Consider the following 14,474-nt stretch of genomic DNA (forward strand, 5'->3'; position numbering starts at 1 on the left):
GGTCCCTCAGACTCGGGCCGGGGCGGCGTCGGCGGCCCAGGCCTGCACGTAGCGGAACAGTCCGGCCGGGGAGGCCAGCGCCGGGTCGGCGAGGGCGTCGGGGTCGACCTCGATGCCGAACTCCTCCTCGACGGCCATCACCAGGGCGATGGTGTGCAGCGAGTCCACGCCCAGGTCGACGAGCGGGGTCTCGGAGTCGGTGACCTGCACGGAGCAGATCCGCTCGACGAGCTGATCAAACTGCGACTGGTTCATGGCTGCCCCTCGGGGATGCGGTGACGGTCTGGTGGATTCGGTGGTGCTCGGCCGCGACGACGGCGGCTGCGGCGGCGGCCGCTTCCGCGGCTTCGGCCGCTGCGGCGGTGGCGGCGTCGACCAGGCGCTTGGCGGCGGCCCGGTCCGGCTTGCCGTTGGCGGTCAGCGGGACGGTGTCCAGCGGGACGACCCGGTCGGGCATCCGGCTGGGGTCGAGCCGGCCGACCAGCGCGGCGCGGACCTGCTCCGGCGGGAGGGTGCCGTGCACGGCCAGCAGCAGCGGTCCGCCCTCCTCCTCGGGGCGCAGCGCGACGGCGGCGGTGACGCCGGGGAGTCGCTCGGCGGCGTCCTCGATCTCGGTGAGGGCGATCCGCATGCCGCGGCGCTTGATCACGTCGTCGTCGCGGCCGACGAAGTACAGCCGTCCGTCCTCGTCGAGCCGGCCGCGGTCACCGGTGTGCAGTTCCAGCGAGCCGTCCGGGCGGCGGATGAAACGGTTCTGCTCTTCCAGCGGGATCCGCCAGTAGCCGGCCATCACGGTCGGTCCCCACACCACGATCTCGCCGGTCTCGCCGGGGCCGAGCTCGGCGCCGTCGGCCGCGACGATCCGGACCCGGTCGCCGGGGATCGGCGGGCCGACCGAATCGGGGTGCCCGGCGTACTCGGCCGGGTCGAGGATGGAGATCCGCTTGCACTCGGTCATGCCGTACATCGAGGCGAACTCGGAGCCGGGGAAGACCTCCAGCAGCTCCGCCATCACGGCCCGGCCGGGGCGGGCGCCGGTGTTGGTGAACAGCCGCACCCGGGTGGGCCGGTGCAACTTGCTCTGCAGCAGGTGGAGCATCTGGGCCAGCGAGGGCACCAGCGGGACGACGGTGACGCCGGTGCGCTCGATCAGCCGGAGCAGTCCGACGTCCTCGCTGCGGCGGGCCAGCACCAGGGTGCCGCCGACCAGGGCGGACAGCAGGGCCTGGTAGAGGCCGTAGTCGAAGGAGAGCGGCAGCCGGCACAGCACCACGTCGTCCTGCCGGTAGCCCAGGCAGGCGTTGATCGCGTCCAGGGCGGCGAGCATCTGGCGGTGCGGGCAGACCACGCCCTTGGGGCGGCCGGTGGTGCCGGAGGTGTAGATCAGCATCGCCACCGCGTCCTCGTCGACGTCGGCGCGGTGGCCGTCCTCGGCGGAGGCGAGCACCTGCTGCCAGGCCTGCTCGACGTCGACGGTGCGGGCGGCGCGGGCGCCGGCCGCCGGGCGGCAGACGGCCAGCGCGGCCTCGGAGTCGGCCACGATGTGGTCGATCTGCTGGTCCGTCAGGTCGGGGTGGACCGGGACGAAGATCGCCCCGATCCGCAGGGTGGCCCAGAACAGGGCCAGGAAGGAGCGGTCGTTGCCGCCGGCGTACACCACCCGCTCGCCGGCGGTGAGGCCCTGGCCGCGCAGCCAGCCGACCGCGCGGTCCACGGCGGCGCCCAGCTCGCGGTAGTTCAGGGTGCCTTCGCCGTCGGTCACGGCGGGGTGGTCGGCCCGCTCCAGGAGCGGGTATTCGAGCAGGTCAGACACCGGCATGGACGGCCACTCCCTCGCTGATCGCGGCGACGGCGAGCCGCTCCTGGGCCCGGGCGACGTCCCGGGCGGTGTTCACGGACAGCACGTCCAGCCCGGGGTGCCGGCGCTTGAGCAGGTTGGCGAGGGTCTTGGCGGGCGGCAGCGAGATCGTCGTCTCCGGCGCCAGTTCGCCCAGTCGGTCCAGGCAGAAGTCCCAGCGGACCGGGCTGACCACCTGCCGGACCAGTCGGCGGCGGATCTCCGCCGGGTCCTCGACGAGCGCGCCGTCCGCGTTGGACAGCAGCGGCTGCGTCGGCGGGGCGAACGGCACCGCCTCGGCGGCGGCCGCGAAGGTCTGCCGGGCCGACTCCATGAACGGGGTGTGGAAGGCGCCGGCCACGGTGAGCGGCTTGACGGTGGCCCCGGCGGGCGGGGCGGCGGCCAGCTGCTCCAGGGCCGTTCCGAGACCGGCCGCGACGATCTGGCCGGGGCCGTTGAAGGTCGCCGGGGTCAGGCCCAACTCGGCTATTCGTGCCAGGACTTCGCTCTGCTCGCCGCCGACCACGGCGGCCATCGAGGTGGGCGCCTCGGCGCAGGCCGCGGCCATCGCCCGGCCGCGGATCGCGGCGAGCCGCACCGCGTCCGCGGGCTCCAGCACCCCGGCGTACACCGCGGCGGTGAGTTCGCCGACCGAGTGGCCGGCCGCCACCGCCCCGCCCGGCCGGGCGGCGCCGGCCAGGGCGTGGTGGGCGAGCAGTCCGGCGACGACCAGCAGCGGCTGGGTGTGCTCGGTGCGGGCGATCTCGGCGGCCGGGGCCTTGGTGCCGAGGTGGACCAGGTCCAGGTCGGCGGCCTCCGACCAGGCCCGCACCCGCTCGGCGGTGGCCGGGTCGCGCAGCCAGGCGGCCAGCATGCCCGGGGTCTGGGAGCCCTGACCCGGCGCAATGAATGCGAACATTTGTTCGAACCTCCTTTCGAGTGGGGCCTGCGCCCGGCGCAGGAGCGCGGGCTTCGGTGGGGACCGCTACGGGCGGCCGGTGGACTTGCGGAAGCGGCGGATCGCCAGGAACGAGAAGCCGGCGAACCAGGCCAGCAGGTTGAACACCGCGCCGGCCACGCTGGAGTGCTCCCCGTGGAACGAGAACCCGTCGTTCAGCGGGTACCGGGCCAGCGTCGCCACCCCGTACATCGGGGTGTAGCGGGAGATCTCCAGCATCACGCCGCTGAGCGGGATGAACAGGTTGCCCAGGAAGGCGAGGGCGGTCATGGTCAGGCCCGGCATGTGCATCACCACGTCGGGCTTCAGCGCCAGGCCCATGCCGATGCCGAGCGCGGCGAACACCGCGGCCCCGACCCAGGCCACCAGCAGCGACGTCACCCAGACATTGGCGTCGGCGTGAGCGCCCGTCAGCGCACCCAGCGCTCCCACGATGGCGACCGGGACACCGGCCATCAGCACCGAGCAGAGCACCTTGACCAGCAGGTAGCCGGGCGGGGTGAGCGGACTCATGGCGATCGTCCGCATCCAGCCGACGGACTTCTCCACCGAGATGGTGGCGGCCGAGCTGACGGCCGCGGTGGCCGCGCCGTACACCGCCTGACCGATCATCATCCAGGCGGCGAAGTTGCCGTGCGGCAGGTCGGCCCCGCCGGACGGGGCGGTGCGGAACAGGGCCAGGTACAGCACCGCGGGAAGCAGCACCGTGAAGATCGTGGTCTGCCGGTTGAACCGGCGGCGCAGCTCGTAGCGGACGAAGGTCGGGTTCACCCCGTTGAAGACCGAGGTGCGGGCGGCGGCGGGCGCCGTGGCGGCGGCCATCAGACGTTCTCCTTCCGGGCGTTGGCGGCGCTCTCGACGCGGCCGGCGTTCTCGGTGATGGCCATGAAGGCCTCCTCCAGGCTGCGCGGCGCCACCTCGATGTCCCGCGCCTGCGTCTCGCCGACCAGCACCCGCAGCAGCGCGTCCGAGTCGGTGCAGGTGAAGTAGGTGCGCTCGCCCCGGACGGCGCTGGAGCGCACGCCCGGCGTCCGGGAGACCAGGCCGGCCTCGTACGGGCTGAGCACCGCCGAGACGGTGCGGCCGCTGGTCGCGGCGCGGATCGAGGAGGCCGAGCCGTCGGCCACCACCGCACCCTTGTTGATCATGACCACCCGGTCGGCGAACTGGTCCGCTTCCTCCATGTAGTGGGTGGCGAACATGACCGTCATGCCGCGCGCCGCGTCCTCCCGGACGGCCGCCCAGAAGTCCCGCCGCGCCACCACGTCCATGCCGGCCGTCGGCTCGTCCAGCACCAGGAAGTCCGGCCGGGACAGCAGCGCCAGCGCGAACCGCAGCCGCTGCTGCTCACCGCCCGAGCAGGCCGCCACCCGGCGGGCCCGCAGCTCGGTGATGTTCGCCCGCGCCATGCACCGCTCCGGGTCCGCGCCCGGGTGCAGCGAGGCCAGCATGTGCACGGTCGCCTCGACCGTCAGGTCCGGCAGCAGACCGCCGGACTGCAGCACCGCCGCCACCCGCCCGGCCCGCACCGCCTGCTCGGGGCTCACCCCGAACAGCCGCACCTCGCCCTCGTCCGGCCGGGTCAGCCCCAGCAGCATGTCGATCGAGGTGGTCTTGCCCGCGCCGTTCGGCCCGAGGAACGCCACCACCTCGCCCCGCCGAATCCGCAGATCCAGCCCGTTGACGGCGGTGAACACCTCGCCCTTGGCATTGGTGAACCGCTTGACGACACTGGACAGTTCAGCCGCCAGGGGGGACGCCGTCCCCCTCGACGCCGTACGGTTCTGATAATCGATCATCATCCGAGTCCTCACGATTCGGCGGAGGTTCGCCTCTTGTGAGCACTACTCTCCCGGCCCCCCCTATCGCCCCGAACCGGCCCGGCTATCGGCCCCCTATCCCGCTCCCGCTCGCCGCCCTCCCCGCACGACGCCCGTGATGGGAGCGCCTTCCGCCACTCCGGTGGCGCCCGCCCGTCCGCGTCGCCGGGTGCGGTCTTGACACCGCATCAGGGTGCGGAGACCGGCACGTCCTTGCTGCGGGCGAACGCCTGCACCGGTGTCATGCTGCCGAGGCCGGGCAGGCTCACGGTCTTCTCGTGGCTGACCTGGGTGCAGTTGCCGTCGTTGTCGGCGGTGACGGCGTCGGCGCCCTTGAGCGCGGCGGCCGGGTCGGCGGGGGCGGCCGGGGCGCCGTTCGCACCGGCGGGGTAGCTGGTGCCCTGCGTCCAGTCGGCGCCGATCACCAGCTCGATCGAACCGCCGGCGCCGGCCTCGACGGCGGTCTCGGGCACGCCGAGCGCGGCGGCCACCTGCTTGGCCTCGGCCGCCTTCCCGGCCGGGTAGCGGACCGCGGTGCGGTCGGCGGCGGTGTCCTTGCCCGTGGAGGTCTCGCGGGAGAAGCCGGCCGACTTGAGCGCGTCCGCCAGCGCGGTGGCGCGGTGCGCCGCGCCGCTTCCGTTGCGCACCAGGACGGCGATGTTCTTGCGCGGCGTCGCGTCCGCGGGCGGCGCGGCCGGCGCGCTGGAGGAGGGCGCGGCGGGCGGCGGCGAGGAGGGCGCGGTGGCCGCGCCGTTCGGGTCGGCGCTGAGCGACTGGTCGTTCTTGATCGTCGTGAACAGCTTCTTCGCGTCCGGGCCGGCCACCAGCCGGTTCTCGTCCCTCGGGTCGGCCTCGGTCTGCATGGTGGTGAAGGTGACCCGGGACGGCGGCACCTTGTTCAGGTCGTCGGCCAGGCCGACCAGCTTGGTGATCCCGTCCAGGCCGGGGTCGACGGTGAGCGCCTTGGTGGCGGCGTCGGCCAGCGACAGCACCTTGCCCGGGTCGGTGAGCGTCCCGGCGCTCTTCAGCTGGCGGATCATCGACCCGAGGAAGGCGTGCTGGGCGCTCGCCCGCCCGAGGTCGCCGCCATCCCCGAAACCGTGCCGGGTACGGACGAACTGCAGCGCCGCCATGCCCTTCAGGGTGTGCGAGCCCTTGGCCAGCTTGAGGTGCGAGTACGGGTCGTACACGTCGTCGCTGACGCACACCGGGACGCCGCCCACCGCGTCCGACATCTTGATCACGCCGACGAAGTCGACCTTGATGAAGTGGTCGATCGGTATGTCGGTGAGCTGGTGCACGGCGGCCACCGTGCAGCCGGGGCCGTACTGCAGCGTGGAGTTGATCTGCCCGCGGCCCGCCTTGGACGAGGTCTTGTGCTCCTTGTCCACGCAGCCCGGAAGGTTGGTCATCAGGTCGCGCGGGATGCTCATCACGGTGGCGTTGGAGCGGTCCGCCGAGACGTGCAGCAGCAGTTGGACGTCGGCGTTGGCGCCGGCCCCGCACTCGCTGCCGCCGATCTCGCAGTCCTCCGGGTTGTCGCGGCCGTCGGAGCCGATCACCAGCACGTTGATCGGGGTGCGCCCGAACTCGTCCGGCACCTCGTGCCCGGCGTCCCCGCTCTCACCGGCGAACAGCGGCGCGGACTTGATGTTGCCGTTGTACCGCATGTACAGGTAGCCGCCCGTCCCGACGGTCACCACCACCAGCCCGGCCACGCTCCAGGCGACGATCTTCAGCCCACGCCGCCGCCCCTTGCGCCCACGCTTCGCCGCCCGCCGGGCCCCGGCCCGCCCCTCGTCCCCCGAACGCTGCCGGGGCGCCTTCCCGCCGCCCCCGTCCGCCACCGGCTCGACGGTCTCGGCCTGTCCGCCCATCACATCGCACCCCCGTCGCCCGGCCCCTCCGAGCTTGTCTCCTCCTATTAGATGCACGGCCACCTCCCGATGTTTCACCCGGGGTTGCGATCAGCCCTGCAGAGCCGCCCAGTTGGCCATCCGCCCTACCCTGCACTGACGACCGGCGAAGCTCTGGGAGACCAGAACGCGGTGCTCGTCCCCCGAGCCGAGAACGCCCTCGTCGAAGAGCTTGTGGTGCAGCGAGCACAGACACAGGCCGTTCTCGACCTCGTCCGGCCCGTCGTGCGACCACCAGCGCACGTGCGCGGCCTCCAGCCCGACCGAGCTGGGCCGAGCATCCCGTCGTAACCGCAGGACGCGCACCGGAACTCGTAGGCCGTGAGTATCGGTTCACGCATCCGCCGGTCACGCTCCCGCCGGGCCGCGGCATCGATGCCGGTCACCGCGCCCGTCTCGGCGAGCTCCAGATCGGGCGCGAGCCGCCCGGCCGCCCCGCCGGAGCGGAGCACTCCGACGCCACTGCCCGAACTCCCCGCCCCCGGTCAGTCCGCACCCTCCACACCCCGTCACTGACCAGGTGGTGAAAGGGGTGGTGATGTACGGAGGACCGTATCGGCCGGGCAGGAGGTGTACTCGATGTGCCCGTCTCGAAACACCGCCCCGCCCGAACGATGATCAGCGAACGACCGGGCTCTGCCCCGACCGCCAGTCCGACAGGCGCTTGCGGATGCTGGGCACCATCGGCAGCTCGTCGGTCTGCTCGGGCGTGAACCACGCGACCTCGAACGACTCGTCGGAGATGTGGAGTTCACCGCCGATCGGCCGGCCGAGCAAGCAGATGCTGAACTCCTGACGGACCTCGCCGTCGTCGTAGGCGAAGACGTGCCCGGGGTTGGTGTAGGTGCCGACGATCCCGGTGATCTCGATGTCGAGGCCGGTCTCCTCCCGCGTCTCCCGGATGCCGCAGCCGGCCAGGGACTCGCCGATGTCCATCACGCCGCCGGGAAGGGCCCACATGCCGTTGTCGGTCCGGCGCTGGAGAAGCACTCGGCCGTCCGCGCCGACGACCACGACGCTCGCCGCAGGAACGAGGCTGTTGGCCTTCGGCGCGTTCGGGTCGTCCTCGTAGTCACGCCTGGGCATGAGCGTCCTCCGTCGTCGGGATCGTCCTCACGTCACGGCCGCGCCCCCAGAGGTCCTCCACATGGCCGGCGAACCGGTCGAACACGCCGTCGTCCTGGACTCGCCGCAGGTGCATCATCGGGGCGTCGTGGCCGATCCTGCCGGGCAGCAGAGGCGTGACGATCATGTCGTCGTCGAAGCGGAACACCGAGAGCGAGACGTGCCCGGTCTCGTAGCGGGCTTCGACCGCCGTGTCCTTCAGCTCGGCCAGTTCGGACAGCGTCACCTCGATCCGGGTGGACAGGGTGAGCGGCACGTCCTCCTCCAGCTCGCGCTGCCGGGTCACCGGGGATGCCGGGTCACCGAGGATGAAGCGGACCCGGCACCCTTGGGAGACCTTCCTCCGCAGCACCTCGCCGAACCGGGCCTGTTCCAGCCACAGGAAGTAGTTGGTGTAGCCGGCGAACGTCAACTCCCGTTGCGCCTTGCCGATCAGCTGCCGCCAGAGCGAGGTGGGGGCCGCCGACCGGTACGGGTACATCTGGACGAGCTCACGGTCGGGGCCGCTTTTGACGAGCTGCTGAACTGCCGGCCAGAGCACGGTCTCCTCCTCGTCAAGGGCCCGGCTCACCGCCGCACGGTGGCGGGCATGAGGCACGCAAGTGGCGTTGCCGATCCACCGGCCGACCGTCTTCGGATCCACTCCGCACGCGCGCGCGATCTGGGACTCCGTCATGTTCGCACGGGCCATGGCCTGCCGCAGTGGCTCGTTCACGGGCTCGCCTCTCCGGTCTGCAAGGACGAGTCAAGGTGTACCAGCAAGACGTCCCAAGCGTCCCTGAAACGTGGTGTGTTCGTCCCGTCGACTGACCGACCATCGTCGTGTCGGAGCGCTGCCCGACACGGAACGATCGGCAGGGAGCCGGGCATGAGCGAAACCAGTCAGCGAGACGTTCGGCCCAGAACTGGGCGTCGGAACGGATCCACGGCCGGCGACCCGTACATCGAGTGCAACGACTGCGACCGATGCCTCACCGGCGCCGGCCGCGACGTCGACCCCGCCGCTTCGGACTGCTGGGCCGACCACCTCGACGCCGCCACCGGGCAGGCATCATGAGCGACCAACCCGTCGACCAACCCCAACAGGAGATGCTCGGCTACTGCGTCAGATGCGGCGGCTACGGCCGGGGCGAGTACGCCGGCGTCATCAGCAGCCACTCCGACGCCATCCGCAACCACCACGGGTGCAACGAGGCCCGGACGCCCAGTCCCACCGCGGACGGCCCCTCAACCGGCTGACCGCAGAACAGCCGCCGGGTTCGGATCCGGAGTGCTCGGGCAAGGTCTGACAGGTCGTCCACCGTGGGTGGCGTGACGGCCCGCTCCCACGTCTGTCGGTCCCGGCCGATCGCCTCGGCCGGCCGCTCCTGGCTGAGCCCACGCTGGTGCCGGAAGCGGCGGATCCGGACCCGAAGCCGCTGCGCCGACGCCTCCCGTTCCCCACCCGCTCCGACGCCCCGGTCGGGTCCGCCCTGGACTTCACCCGCCGGCCCTGTCCGAATGGCACCTGTCGGGGCCCCGGTCGGCCCCACCTCGCCGACGACACCCTTCTCGCGGTCGGCGAACTGCTGTCCAACGCCTGCGACCACGGTGGCGGGCCGCGCCACCTCGCACTCGAACGCCTCCCCGGCGCCGTCCGCGTCACGGTCGGCGACCGAAGTTCCGCCCTGCCCCGCCGCCAGCTCACCGAGCCCGGGACGCCCAACGGCTACGGCGCTGCCGTCCTCGACCGGCGCACTACGGGATGGGGCGCAGCGGCGGAGAGCGGTGGGAGAGGCCGTCTGGGCGGGGTGGGCGGTCGGGACGGCGCTGCGGTCCGGTGCCGGGGGCGGGTCGGGCCGATGTCGGGCGTAATGGAGAGGACCGGTCCGTCGGGCCGGGTGCGAGGCCCGGGGTGGTTCGGGAGGCAGGTATGGCGGTGAGCGGCGACGGCGGGCGGCGGTCCGCGGCGGGCCCGGGCCGGACCGCGAGGTCCGGGGAGCACCTGCTGGATGTGCTGCTCGACCGGGCGCGGGAGTTCGCGCCGCCGCTGATCGCCCCGCTGGTCGCCGAGGCGGTGGCCGAGCTGGGCGGCCGGGAGCCGGCGCTGCTGTTGCAGGATTACGGCCAGTCGGTCCTGGTCCCGCTGCCGGGCGGCGGTCTGGCCGAGGGCCCACCGCTGCCGATCGCGGATTCCGCCGCGGGCGAGGCGTTCCTGCGGGGCGCCACGGTGGAGGTGCCCCAGGACGACGGGATGCGGGTGTACCTGCCCCTGCTGGACGGCGGGGACGAGGCGGGGGTGCTGGCCTTCACCCTGGACGCGGTCGGTGACGGCGACCGCTTGCCGCTGCGACGGCTGTCGGCCCTGGTCGCGGACCTGCTGATCACCAGGAGCGGCTACACCGACCTGGTCTTCCAGGCCCGGCGACTGGAGCCGATGAGCGTGGCCGCCGAGATCCAGTGGTCGCTGCTGCCGCCGCTGTCGATGTCCGTGCCCCGGGTCGCGGTGGCCGGCATCCTGGAGCCCGCCTACCAGGTGGCCGGCGACAGCTTCGACTACGCGCTCAACGGCGACGTGCTGCACGTCGCCACCCTCGACGCCATGGGCCACGGCCTGGACGCCGCCACCATGGCGACGGTGGCCGTCGGCGCGTACCGGCACGCCCGCCGCGCGGACGTCGGACTCGCCGAGATCTACGCCTTCATGGACCGGGCCATCGCCGAGCAGTTCGGCCCCGACCACTTCGTCACCGCGCAGATGATGCGGCTCGACACCGTCACCGGCCACCTCCAGTGGGTCAACGCCGGTCACCCGAAACCGCTGCTGATCCGCGACCACGCGGTCGTCGAGCGGTTGGAGAGCGCCACCACCCTGCCGGTCGGGTTCGGCGGCGAACAGCCGGTGATCAGCGAGCGGGAACTCCGGCACGGGGACCGCGTACTGTGCTTCACCGACGGCCTGGTCGAGGAACGGGGCGCGAGCGGCGAGCAGTTCGGCGAGAAGCAGCTGATCGACTCGGTCGACCGCATCGAGCGCTCCCGCTCCGGCGTGCGGGCCACCGTACGCGCCCTCTCGCACGCGCTGAAGGCGCGCCGGGGCGGGCACACCAGCGACGACGCCACGCTGTTCCTGATCGAGTGGCGCTGAGCGGCCCGGGAGCCGCCCGCCGGAACCGCCCGTCCGGCGTTGACCCGCTTCAGCCGGGCAGGAGTTCCGCCGCCGGTGTGTGGTTGCCGGTCGCGGAGGCCTCGGCCATCGCGGCCGCAGCGGTCGCGGACGGGGTGTCCGGGGGCACCACCAGGAGCAGGAAGTGGTCCTGGAAGCCCCGGGTGACGCTGATCGTGGCGTCACTGCCGTCGAACCAGCTGATCCTGACCATGAGGCCGTCGACCACGACGGACCTCGGCACGCCGTCCCAGGCCGGGGTGTCCAGGCCAACCCGGACGATCCGGCCCAGATGGGCGCCCAACGCGGTTACCAGATCCGGGAGTTCGTCGAGAACGTGGGTGGTGCGGGGCCACCAGGCGCCATCGAAGAGGCCTTCCCGGGACATGGTCGGCTCCATCGTCAGACGCGGGAGCGAAGGGTCCCCGGGCACCGACCACGGGCCGGGGGAGGAAGGAACAGGGAGGGGGATCGACATCATGGCCGGCCGCCCGTCCGGTCCGCTGCGGGACCACTCATCACCCAGGGCGACGTCGGCGCGGATGCCGGTGTGCGGGATGTCCTCGGCTGCACTCCCACGGTACTCCGCGCACACTCGGTCAGGGCCGCACTCGGTTCCTGCCCGGCAGACGGATGGAGCGGTCCATGCGGAGGCCTTCCTCGGGGCGGCCCCGGCACAGTCAGGGGACGTGCGCTGACATGCCGAGGGGCCCGCACCGCGTGATGCACGCGGTGCGGGCCCCTCGCCGCCGGGCGGGTGCCGCGGCGGTGGAAAGAACTACAGCGGGCGAATGTTCTCGGCCTGCGGGCCCTTCTGGCCCTGCGTGACGTCGAACTCGACCTTCTGGCCCTCGAGCAGCTCACGGAAGCCGCCGGCGTTGATGTTCGAGAAGTGGGCGAACACGTCCGGGCCGCCACCCTCCTGCTCGATGAAGCCGAAGCCCTTTTCCGAGTTGAACCACTTCACGGTGCCATTAGCCATGTAAAAAATCTCCTTCAGGGGCTTTCCGGCGACCCGCACGATGCGGATGCCGAGTCACCGTGATGGGAGCCCGCCCGGAGAAGATCCGGAAAACAAAAAAATGCGCCTGCGATATATGAGCAGGCGCACACAAAGTTCATGGGAACCATTACTGCAACTACCTCGACTGTAGCAGCCCCGGACCCGTAACGGGCGGAAAATTTCACCCCGGTTTTTCGCCGGAGGCACCCTCGCTGCCGTCGCCCCGAGCCGCATACGCCCTCAACCCACTCTCAGTGAAAGCACGTTGGCCACTCTTCGGAGCACCTTCCGGGGCACTCTCGCCCTCAGCTCCCGTGCCCGAGCCACGGGAGGTGCCGTTCGACACACCCGGCATTTCGGACCGCCCGGAATTCGGCCGGCCTGGGAAGAGCCAACTCCGTTCCCCGCGGCGCATACTGGCCTGGATGAAAAAATCTGAAGCAGTCCGCCGGCACCTGCCCACCAGCCCCTTCAAAGCCAGGACCGCAGCACCGCGCAAGCACTTCGCCGTCGGCGACCGTGTGACTCACGACGCCTACGGCCTCGGCCGGGTCATCGGCGCCGAGGGCGACACCGCGGTGCTGGTCGACTTCGGATCACGACAGGAGCGCATCGCCGAGCCCTACACCGCCATGTACCACCTCTGACTCGCACCGCCACGACCGCCGAGTCGGTAACCGCGATCGAGGGCCCGGACCGCGGCTGCGGTCCGGGCCCTCGGGGTACCGGGCGCTCTGCGCGACCGGGCGGGCCGTTGCGGCGGCGGTGGCGGTGGCGGCGGCGGCGGAACGTCACGGCGAGGGTTCCTCCCAGGTTCAGGGTGGTGACGGCCGCTGCGGCGAGCGCCGGTACGGGGCCGGCGCCGGTGGCCGGCAGGAGGTGGGGGGTGGGTGCGGTGGCGGGCGCGAGGAGTTTCACGGTGATCCGGAAGACCGCCGTCCTCTCCCACAGCCGGCCGGGAGAGCGGCCCGCAGCTGACGACCCGGCCGTTCGGGGTGCATCCGTCGGTGACGGTCGCGACGTTCACCGCGTCCGAGCCGTCGCCCAGGGGTCGCTTGACCTGCAGTACGAGGACGGCGCGGACAGCGTCACTTTCCAGTACGACCTGCACCCCAGCGGGGCGCTTCGCGTCCTGCGGGTCTTCGAGGACACTCCGACCGGATCGAGGCGTGCTCCAGCCCCGGAGCGTGGCTCCAGGTCGTGGGTACCTGCCTACGAAGCGGCTCCGAGTACTGACGGCGATCCGCCGGCCGCAAAAGAGCGAAGGATCGGGCAGCGTCACCGCTGGTCGGCGTCACCGCTGGTCGGCCGGGGGCCCGGGTCGGAGCGCCGGGGCGAGGACGACGGCCCGCCCCACCGGGCCGAGCTCCAGGCAGAGACCGAGGGGTCGCGTACCGGCCAGACGATCCCCCGCCGGTCGGAGACCTTCGCGGACGGCTCGTCGGCGAGCAGTTCGCTCGCGGTCCTGGTGTTCGCGGGATCGGCGGCCTCGGCCATCAACCGGGCGGCAGCGACGGCTTCCGTCCGAGGCGGGACGACCAGCAGGGTCAGCCGGCGGGGAAGGTGCGAGCGGACCGAGATCGTGTGCCGGCCCTGCACAGCGGTGAGCCAGCCCGTGTGGACGGTGTGGCCCGCGACCGGGATCCGTCGGGGCACGGTCAACCACTGGGCGGGATTCACGGTGATCCTGGCGACCCGGCCCCACTGCGCGTCCAGTTCGGCGGCCAGGGCGGGGAGTTCGAAAGAAAGGTCGTGCGACCGGGGCCACCAGGCCCCGTCCAGTCGTCCGGCTCGCGAGCCGTCCGGTGCCAGGCACAACCGCAGGGCGGGTTCGGGAGTGGCAAGCATCGCGCCGTCGATCACAGTCATGATCACGGACCTGTCTCCGAACCTGACCGGTGCCACGTCCGGGGTTGCCGTTCGCCGGAGACGACGCCAGTGTCCGGTGCCGGCATGCGGAGTGCCTTCGGTAATGTCCAGGCTACGCCCGGCCTGGCCCGGCGTTCAGCGTTTCACGGACCGGTCTCCGCTGCCTCGAACATCGGCCACCTCCTCCGTCTCCTCCGCTCCTGGTTCCACCGTGGCCCCGGAGCCGCCGGCTGACGTCCCCGGTCGCCCTCCGGCCGACCGCCTCGTACGGTCGTGGTCGGAGCAGGAGCGTTGTCACAGGAGGCCACGATGCGGCGCTACCGGTGGATTCTGGAGACCCAGGACGACGACGGCCGCTGGTCCCGGCAGGACTACACGACGATGCCGAATCCGCTGGAGTACGACGGTCCGCCGCAGCGGGCGGCCAACCATCTCCGGGACGTTTTCGTTCGCACCCTCTCCCGACCGGCGCCGGGCCCCCGGGCAGTCAGAATCCGACTCTGGGAAGGGACCGGTGCCGACGGCGAACCCCACGCCGAGACCGAGTGGTCACGCGAGTGACGGAGCCCGGCCCCGGCCCGGGCTCCTCCCGTCCGCCGCCTACACGGCTGCCGGCCAGGAGGCGGCCCGGCTCCGGGCGAGACGGATCGCCGCTCCGCCTCGCCGAGCCCGGTGAAAGGGGTGACGGCCGACGGCAGGAAGTCGGAACGGGCGTTCGTCCCGGTCGCACGGGCGCTCGGCTCGGCGGCGAGCAGCTCGCTCGCGGTCCTGGTGTTCGCGGGATCAACGGCCTCGGCCATC

The 14,474-nt window shown here is 72.3% G+C and carries 14 protein-coding genes and 1 pseudogene; 3 read left to right on the top strand and 12 right to left on the bottom strand.

The window, feature by feature from the left end:
- Positions 1-6 precede the first annotated feature (6 nt).
- From CG736_RS28125 to CG736_RS28165, 9 genes and pseudogenes are all read right to left on the bottom strand, one after another.
- Positions 7-255, bottom strand: coding sequence for an acyl carrier protein (locus CG736_RS28125; protein WP_035864761.1), 249 nt, complete (start codon positions 253-255; stop codon positions 7-9).
- Positions 236-1,819, bottom strand: coding sequence for a class I adenylate-forming enzyme family protein (locus CG736_RS28130; protein ID WP_100588965.1), 1,584 nt, complete (start codon positions 1,817-1,819; stop codon positions 236-238). The genes CG736_RS28125 and CG736_RS28130 overlap by 20 nt, the downstream gene beginning before the upstream one ends.
- On the bottom strand, positions 1,806-2,756 hold the full coding sequence (locus CG736_RS28135) for an ACP S-malonyltransferase (protein WP_100588966.1): 951 nt from the start codon (positions 2,754-2,756) through the stop codon (positions 1,806-1,808). Before CG736_RS28135 ends, CG736_RS28130 begins: the two co-directional genes overlap by 14 nt.
- 66 nt (positions 2,757-2,822) lie before the next feature.
- Positions 2,823-3,617 carry an ABC transporter permease gene (locus CG736_RS28140; protein ID WP_100588967.1) on the bottom strand — a complete coding sequence of 265 codons (795 nt, stop codon included), beginning with the start codon at positions 3,615-3,617 and terminating at the stop codon, positions 2,823-2,825.
- Positions 3,617-4,594, bottom strand: a complete 978-nt coding sequence (locus tag CG736_RS28145) for an ABC transporter ATP-binding protein (RefSeq protein ID WP_100589091.1) — start codon at positions 4,592-4,594, stop codon at positions 3,617-3,619. The genes CG736_RS28140 and CG736_RS28145 overlap by 1 nt, the downstream gene beginning before the upstream one ends.
- A gap of 209 nt (positions 4,595-4,803) precedes the next feature.
- The gene (locus CG736_RS28150) at positions 4,804-6,492 is read right to left on the bottom strand and encodes an LCP family protein (RefSeq protein WP_100588968.1); all 1,689 of its coding nucleotides are present in this window, start codon (positions 6,490-6,492) and stop codon (positions 4,804-4,806) included.
- Between the two features lie 138 nt (positions 6,493-6,630).
- A pseudogene (locus CG736_RS38080) lies at positions 6,631-7,090 on the bottom strand (HNH endonuclease); the annotation flags it as partial.
- Between the two features lie 59 nt (positions 7,091-7,149).
- A complete protein-coding gene (locus tag CG736_RS28160) occupies positions 7,150-7,617 on the bottom strand; it encodes an NUDIX hydrolase (RefSeq protein ID WP_100588969.1) in 468 nt (155 codons plus the stop codon).
- Positions 7,604-8,227 (bottom strand): XRE family transcriptional regulator, encoded by a 624-nt coding sequence (locus CG736_RS28165; RefSeq protein WP_369880617.1) that lies wholly within the window; start codon positions 8,225-8,227, stop codon positions 7,604-7,606. The genes CG736_RS28160 and CG736_RS28165 overlap by 14 nt, the downstream gene beginning before the upstream one ends.
- Positions 8,228-8,709: 482 nt before the next feature.
- Here CG736_RS28165 and CG736_RS36580 point away from each other — a divergent pair, with 482 nt between their 5' ends.
- Both CG736_RS36580 and CG736_RS28175 read left to right on the top strand, forming a co-directional pair.
- Positions 8,710-8,895: a hypothetical protein gene (locus CG736_RS36580; protein WP_157815766.1), complete on the top strand. Its 186-nt coding sequence runs from the start codon at positions 8,710-8,712 to the stop codon at positions 8,893-8,895.
- A 673-nt stretch (positions 8,896-9,568) separates the two neighbouring features.
- Complete coding sequence (locus CG736_RS28175; RefSeq protein ID WP_100588972.1) at positions 9,569-10,783, top strand: PP2C family protein-serine/threonine phosphatase; 1,215 nt, start codon at positions 9,569-9,571, stop codon at positions 10,781-10,783.
- A gap of 49 nt (positions 10,784-10,832) precedes the next feature.
- On the opposite strand, the gene CG736_RS36585 is transcribed toward CG736_RS28175, so the two are convergent.
- Positions 10,833-11,282 (bottom strand): DUF5994 family protein, encoded by a 450-nt coding sequence (locus CG736_RS36585; protein WP_369880620.1) that lies wholly within the window; start codon positions 11,280-11,282, stop codon positions 10,833-10,835.
- Between the two features lie 297 nt (positions 11,283-11,579).
- Positions 11,580-11,783, bottom strand: a complete 204-nt coding sequence (locus CG736_RS28185; protein WP_100588974.1) for a cold-shock protein — start codon at positions 11,781-11,783, stop codon at positions 11,580-11,582.
- A gap of 446 nt (positions 11,784-12,229) precedes the next feature.
- On the opposite strand from CG736_RS28185, the gene CG736_RS28190 reads away from it, so the two are divergent.
- Entirely contained in the window at positions 12,230-12,451 is a 222-nt protein-coding gene (locus CG736_RS28190) for a hypothetical protein (RefSeq protein WP_100589092.1), read from the top strand.
- A 631-nt stretch (positions 12,452-13,082) separates the two neighbouring features.
- Here the strand turns inward: CG736_RS28190 and CG736_RS28195 are convergent.
- Positions 13,083-13,673 carry a DUF5994 family protein gene (locus tag CG736_RS28195; RefSeq protein ID WP_157815768.1) on the bottom strand — a complete coding sequence of 197 codons (591 nt, stop codon included), beginning with the start codon at positions 13,671-13,673 and terminating at the stop codon, positions 13,083-13,085.
- Positions 13,674-14,474 lie beyond the last annotated feature (801 nt).

This window comes from Kitasatospora sp. CB02891, assembly GCF_002803145.1.
In the GTDB taxonomy this organism is placed as follows: Bacteria; Actinomycetota; Actinomycetes; order Streptomycetales; family Streptomycetaceae; genus Kitasatospora; species Kitasatospora griseola.

Coding starts and splice junctions, on each gene's coding strand:
- CG736_RS28125 (WP_035864761.1), bottom strand. CDS start 255: ATGAACCAGTCGCAGTTTGATCAGCTCGTCGAGCGGATCTGCTCCGTG.
- CG736_RS28130 (WP_100588965.1), bottom strand. CDS start 1,819: ATGCCGGTGTCTGACCTGCTCGAATACCCGCTCCTGGAGCGGGCCGAC.
- CG736_RS28135 (WP_100588966.1), bottom strand. CDS start 2,756: ATGTTCGCATTCATTGCGCCGGGTCAGGGCTCCCAGACCCCGGGCATG.
- CG736_RS28140 (WP_100588967.1), bottom strand. CDS start 3,617: ATGGCCGCCGCCACGGCGCCCGCCGCCGCCCGCACCTCGGTCTTCAAC.
- CG736_RS28145 (WP_100589091.1), bottom strand. CDS start 4,594: ATGATCGATTATCAGAACCGTACGGCGTCGAGGGGGACGGCGTCCCCC.
- CG736_RS28150 (WP_100588968.1), bottom strand. CDS start 6,492: ATGGGCGGACAGGCCGAGACCGTCGAGCCGGTGGCGGACGGGGGCGGC.
- CG736_RS28160 (WP_100588969.1), bottom strand. CDS start 7,617: ATGCCCAGGCGTGACTACGAGGACGACCCGAACGCGCCGAAGGCCAAC.
- CG736_RS36580 (WP_157815766.1), top strand. CDS start 8,710: ATGAGCGACCAACCCGTCGACCAACCCCAACAGGAGATGCTCGGCTAC.
- CG736_RS28175 (WP_100588972.1), top strand. CDS start 9,569: ATGGCGGTGAGCGGCGACGGCGGGCGGCGGTCCGCGGCGGGCCCGGGC.
- CG736_RS36585 (WP_369880620.1), bottom strand. CDS start 11,282: ATGATGTCGATCCCCCTCCCTGTTCCTTCCTCCCCCGGCCCGTGGTCG.
- CG736_RS28185 (WP_100588974.1), bottom strand. CDS start 11,783: ATGGCTAATGGCACCGTGAAGTGGTTCAACTCGGAAAAGGGCTTCGGC.
- CG736_RS28190 (WP_100589092.1), top strand. CDS start 12,230: ATGAAAAAATCTGAAGCAGTCCGCCGGCACCTGCCCACCAGCCCCTTC.
- CG736_RS28195 (WP_157815768.1), bottom strand. CDS start 13,673: ATGACTGTGATCGACGGCGCGATGCTTGCCACTCCCGAACCCGCCCTG.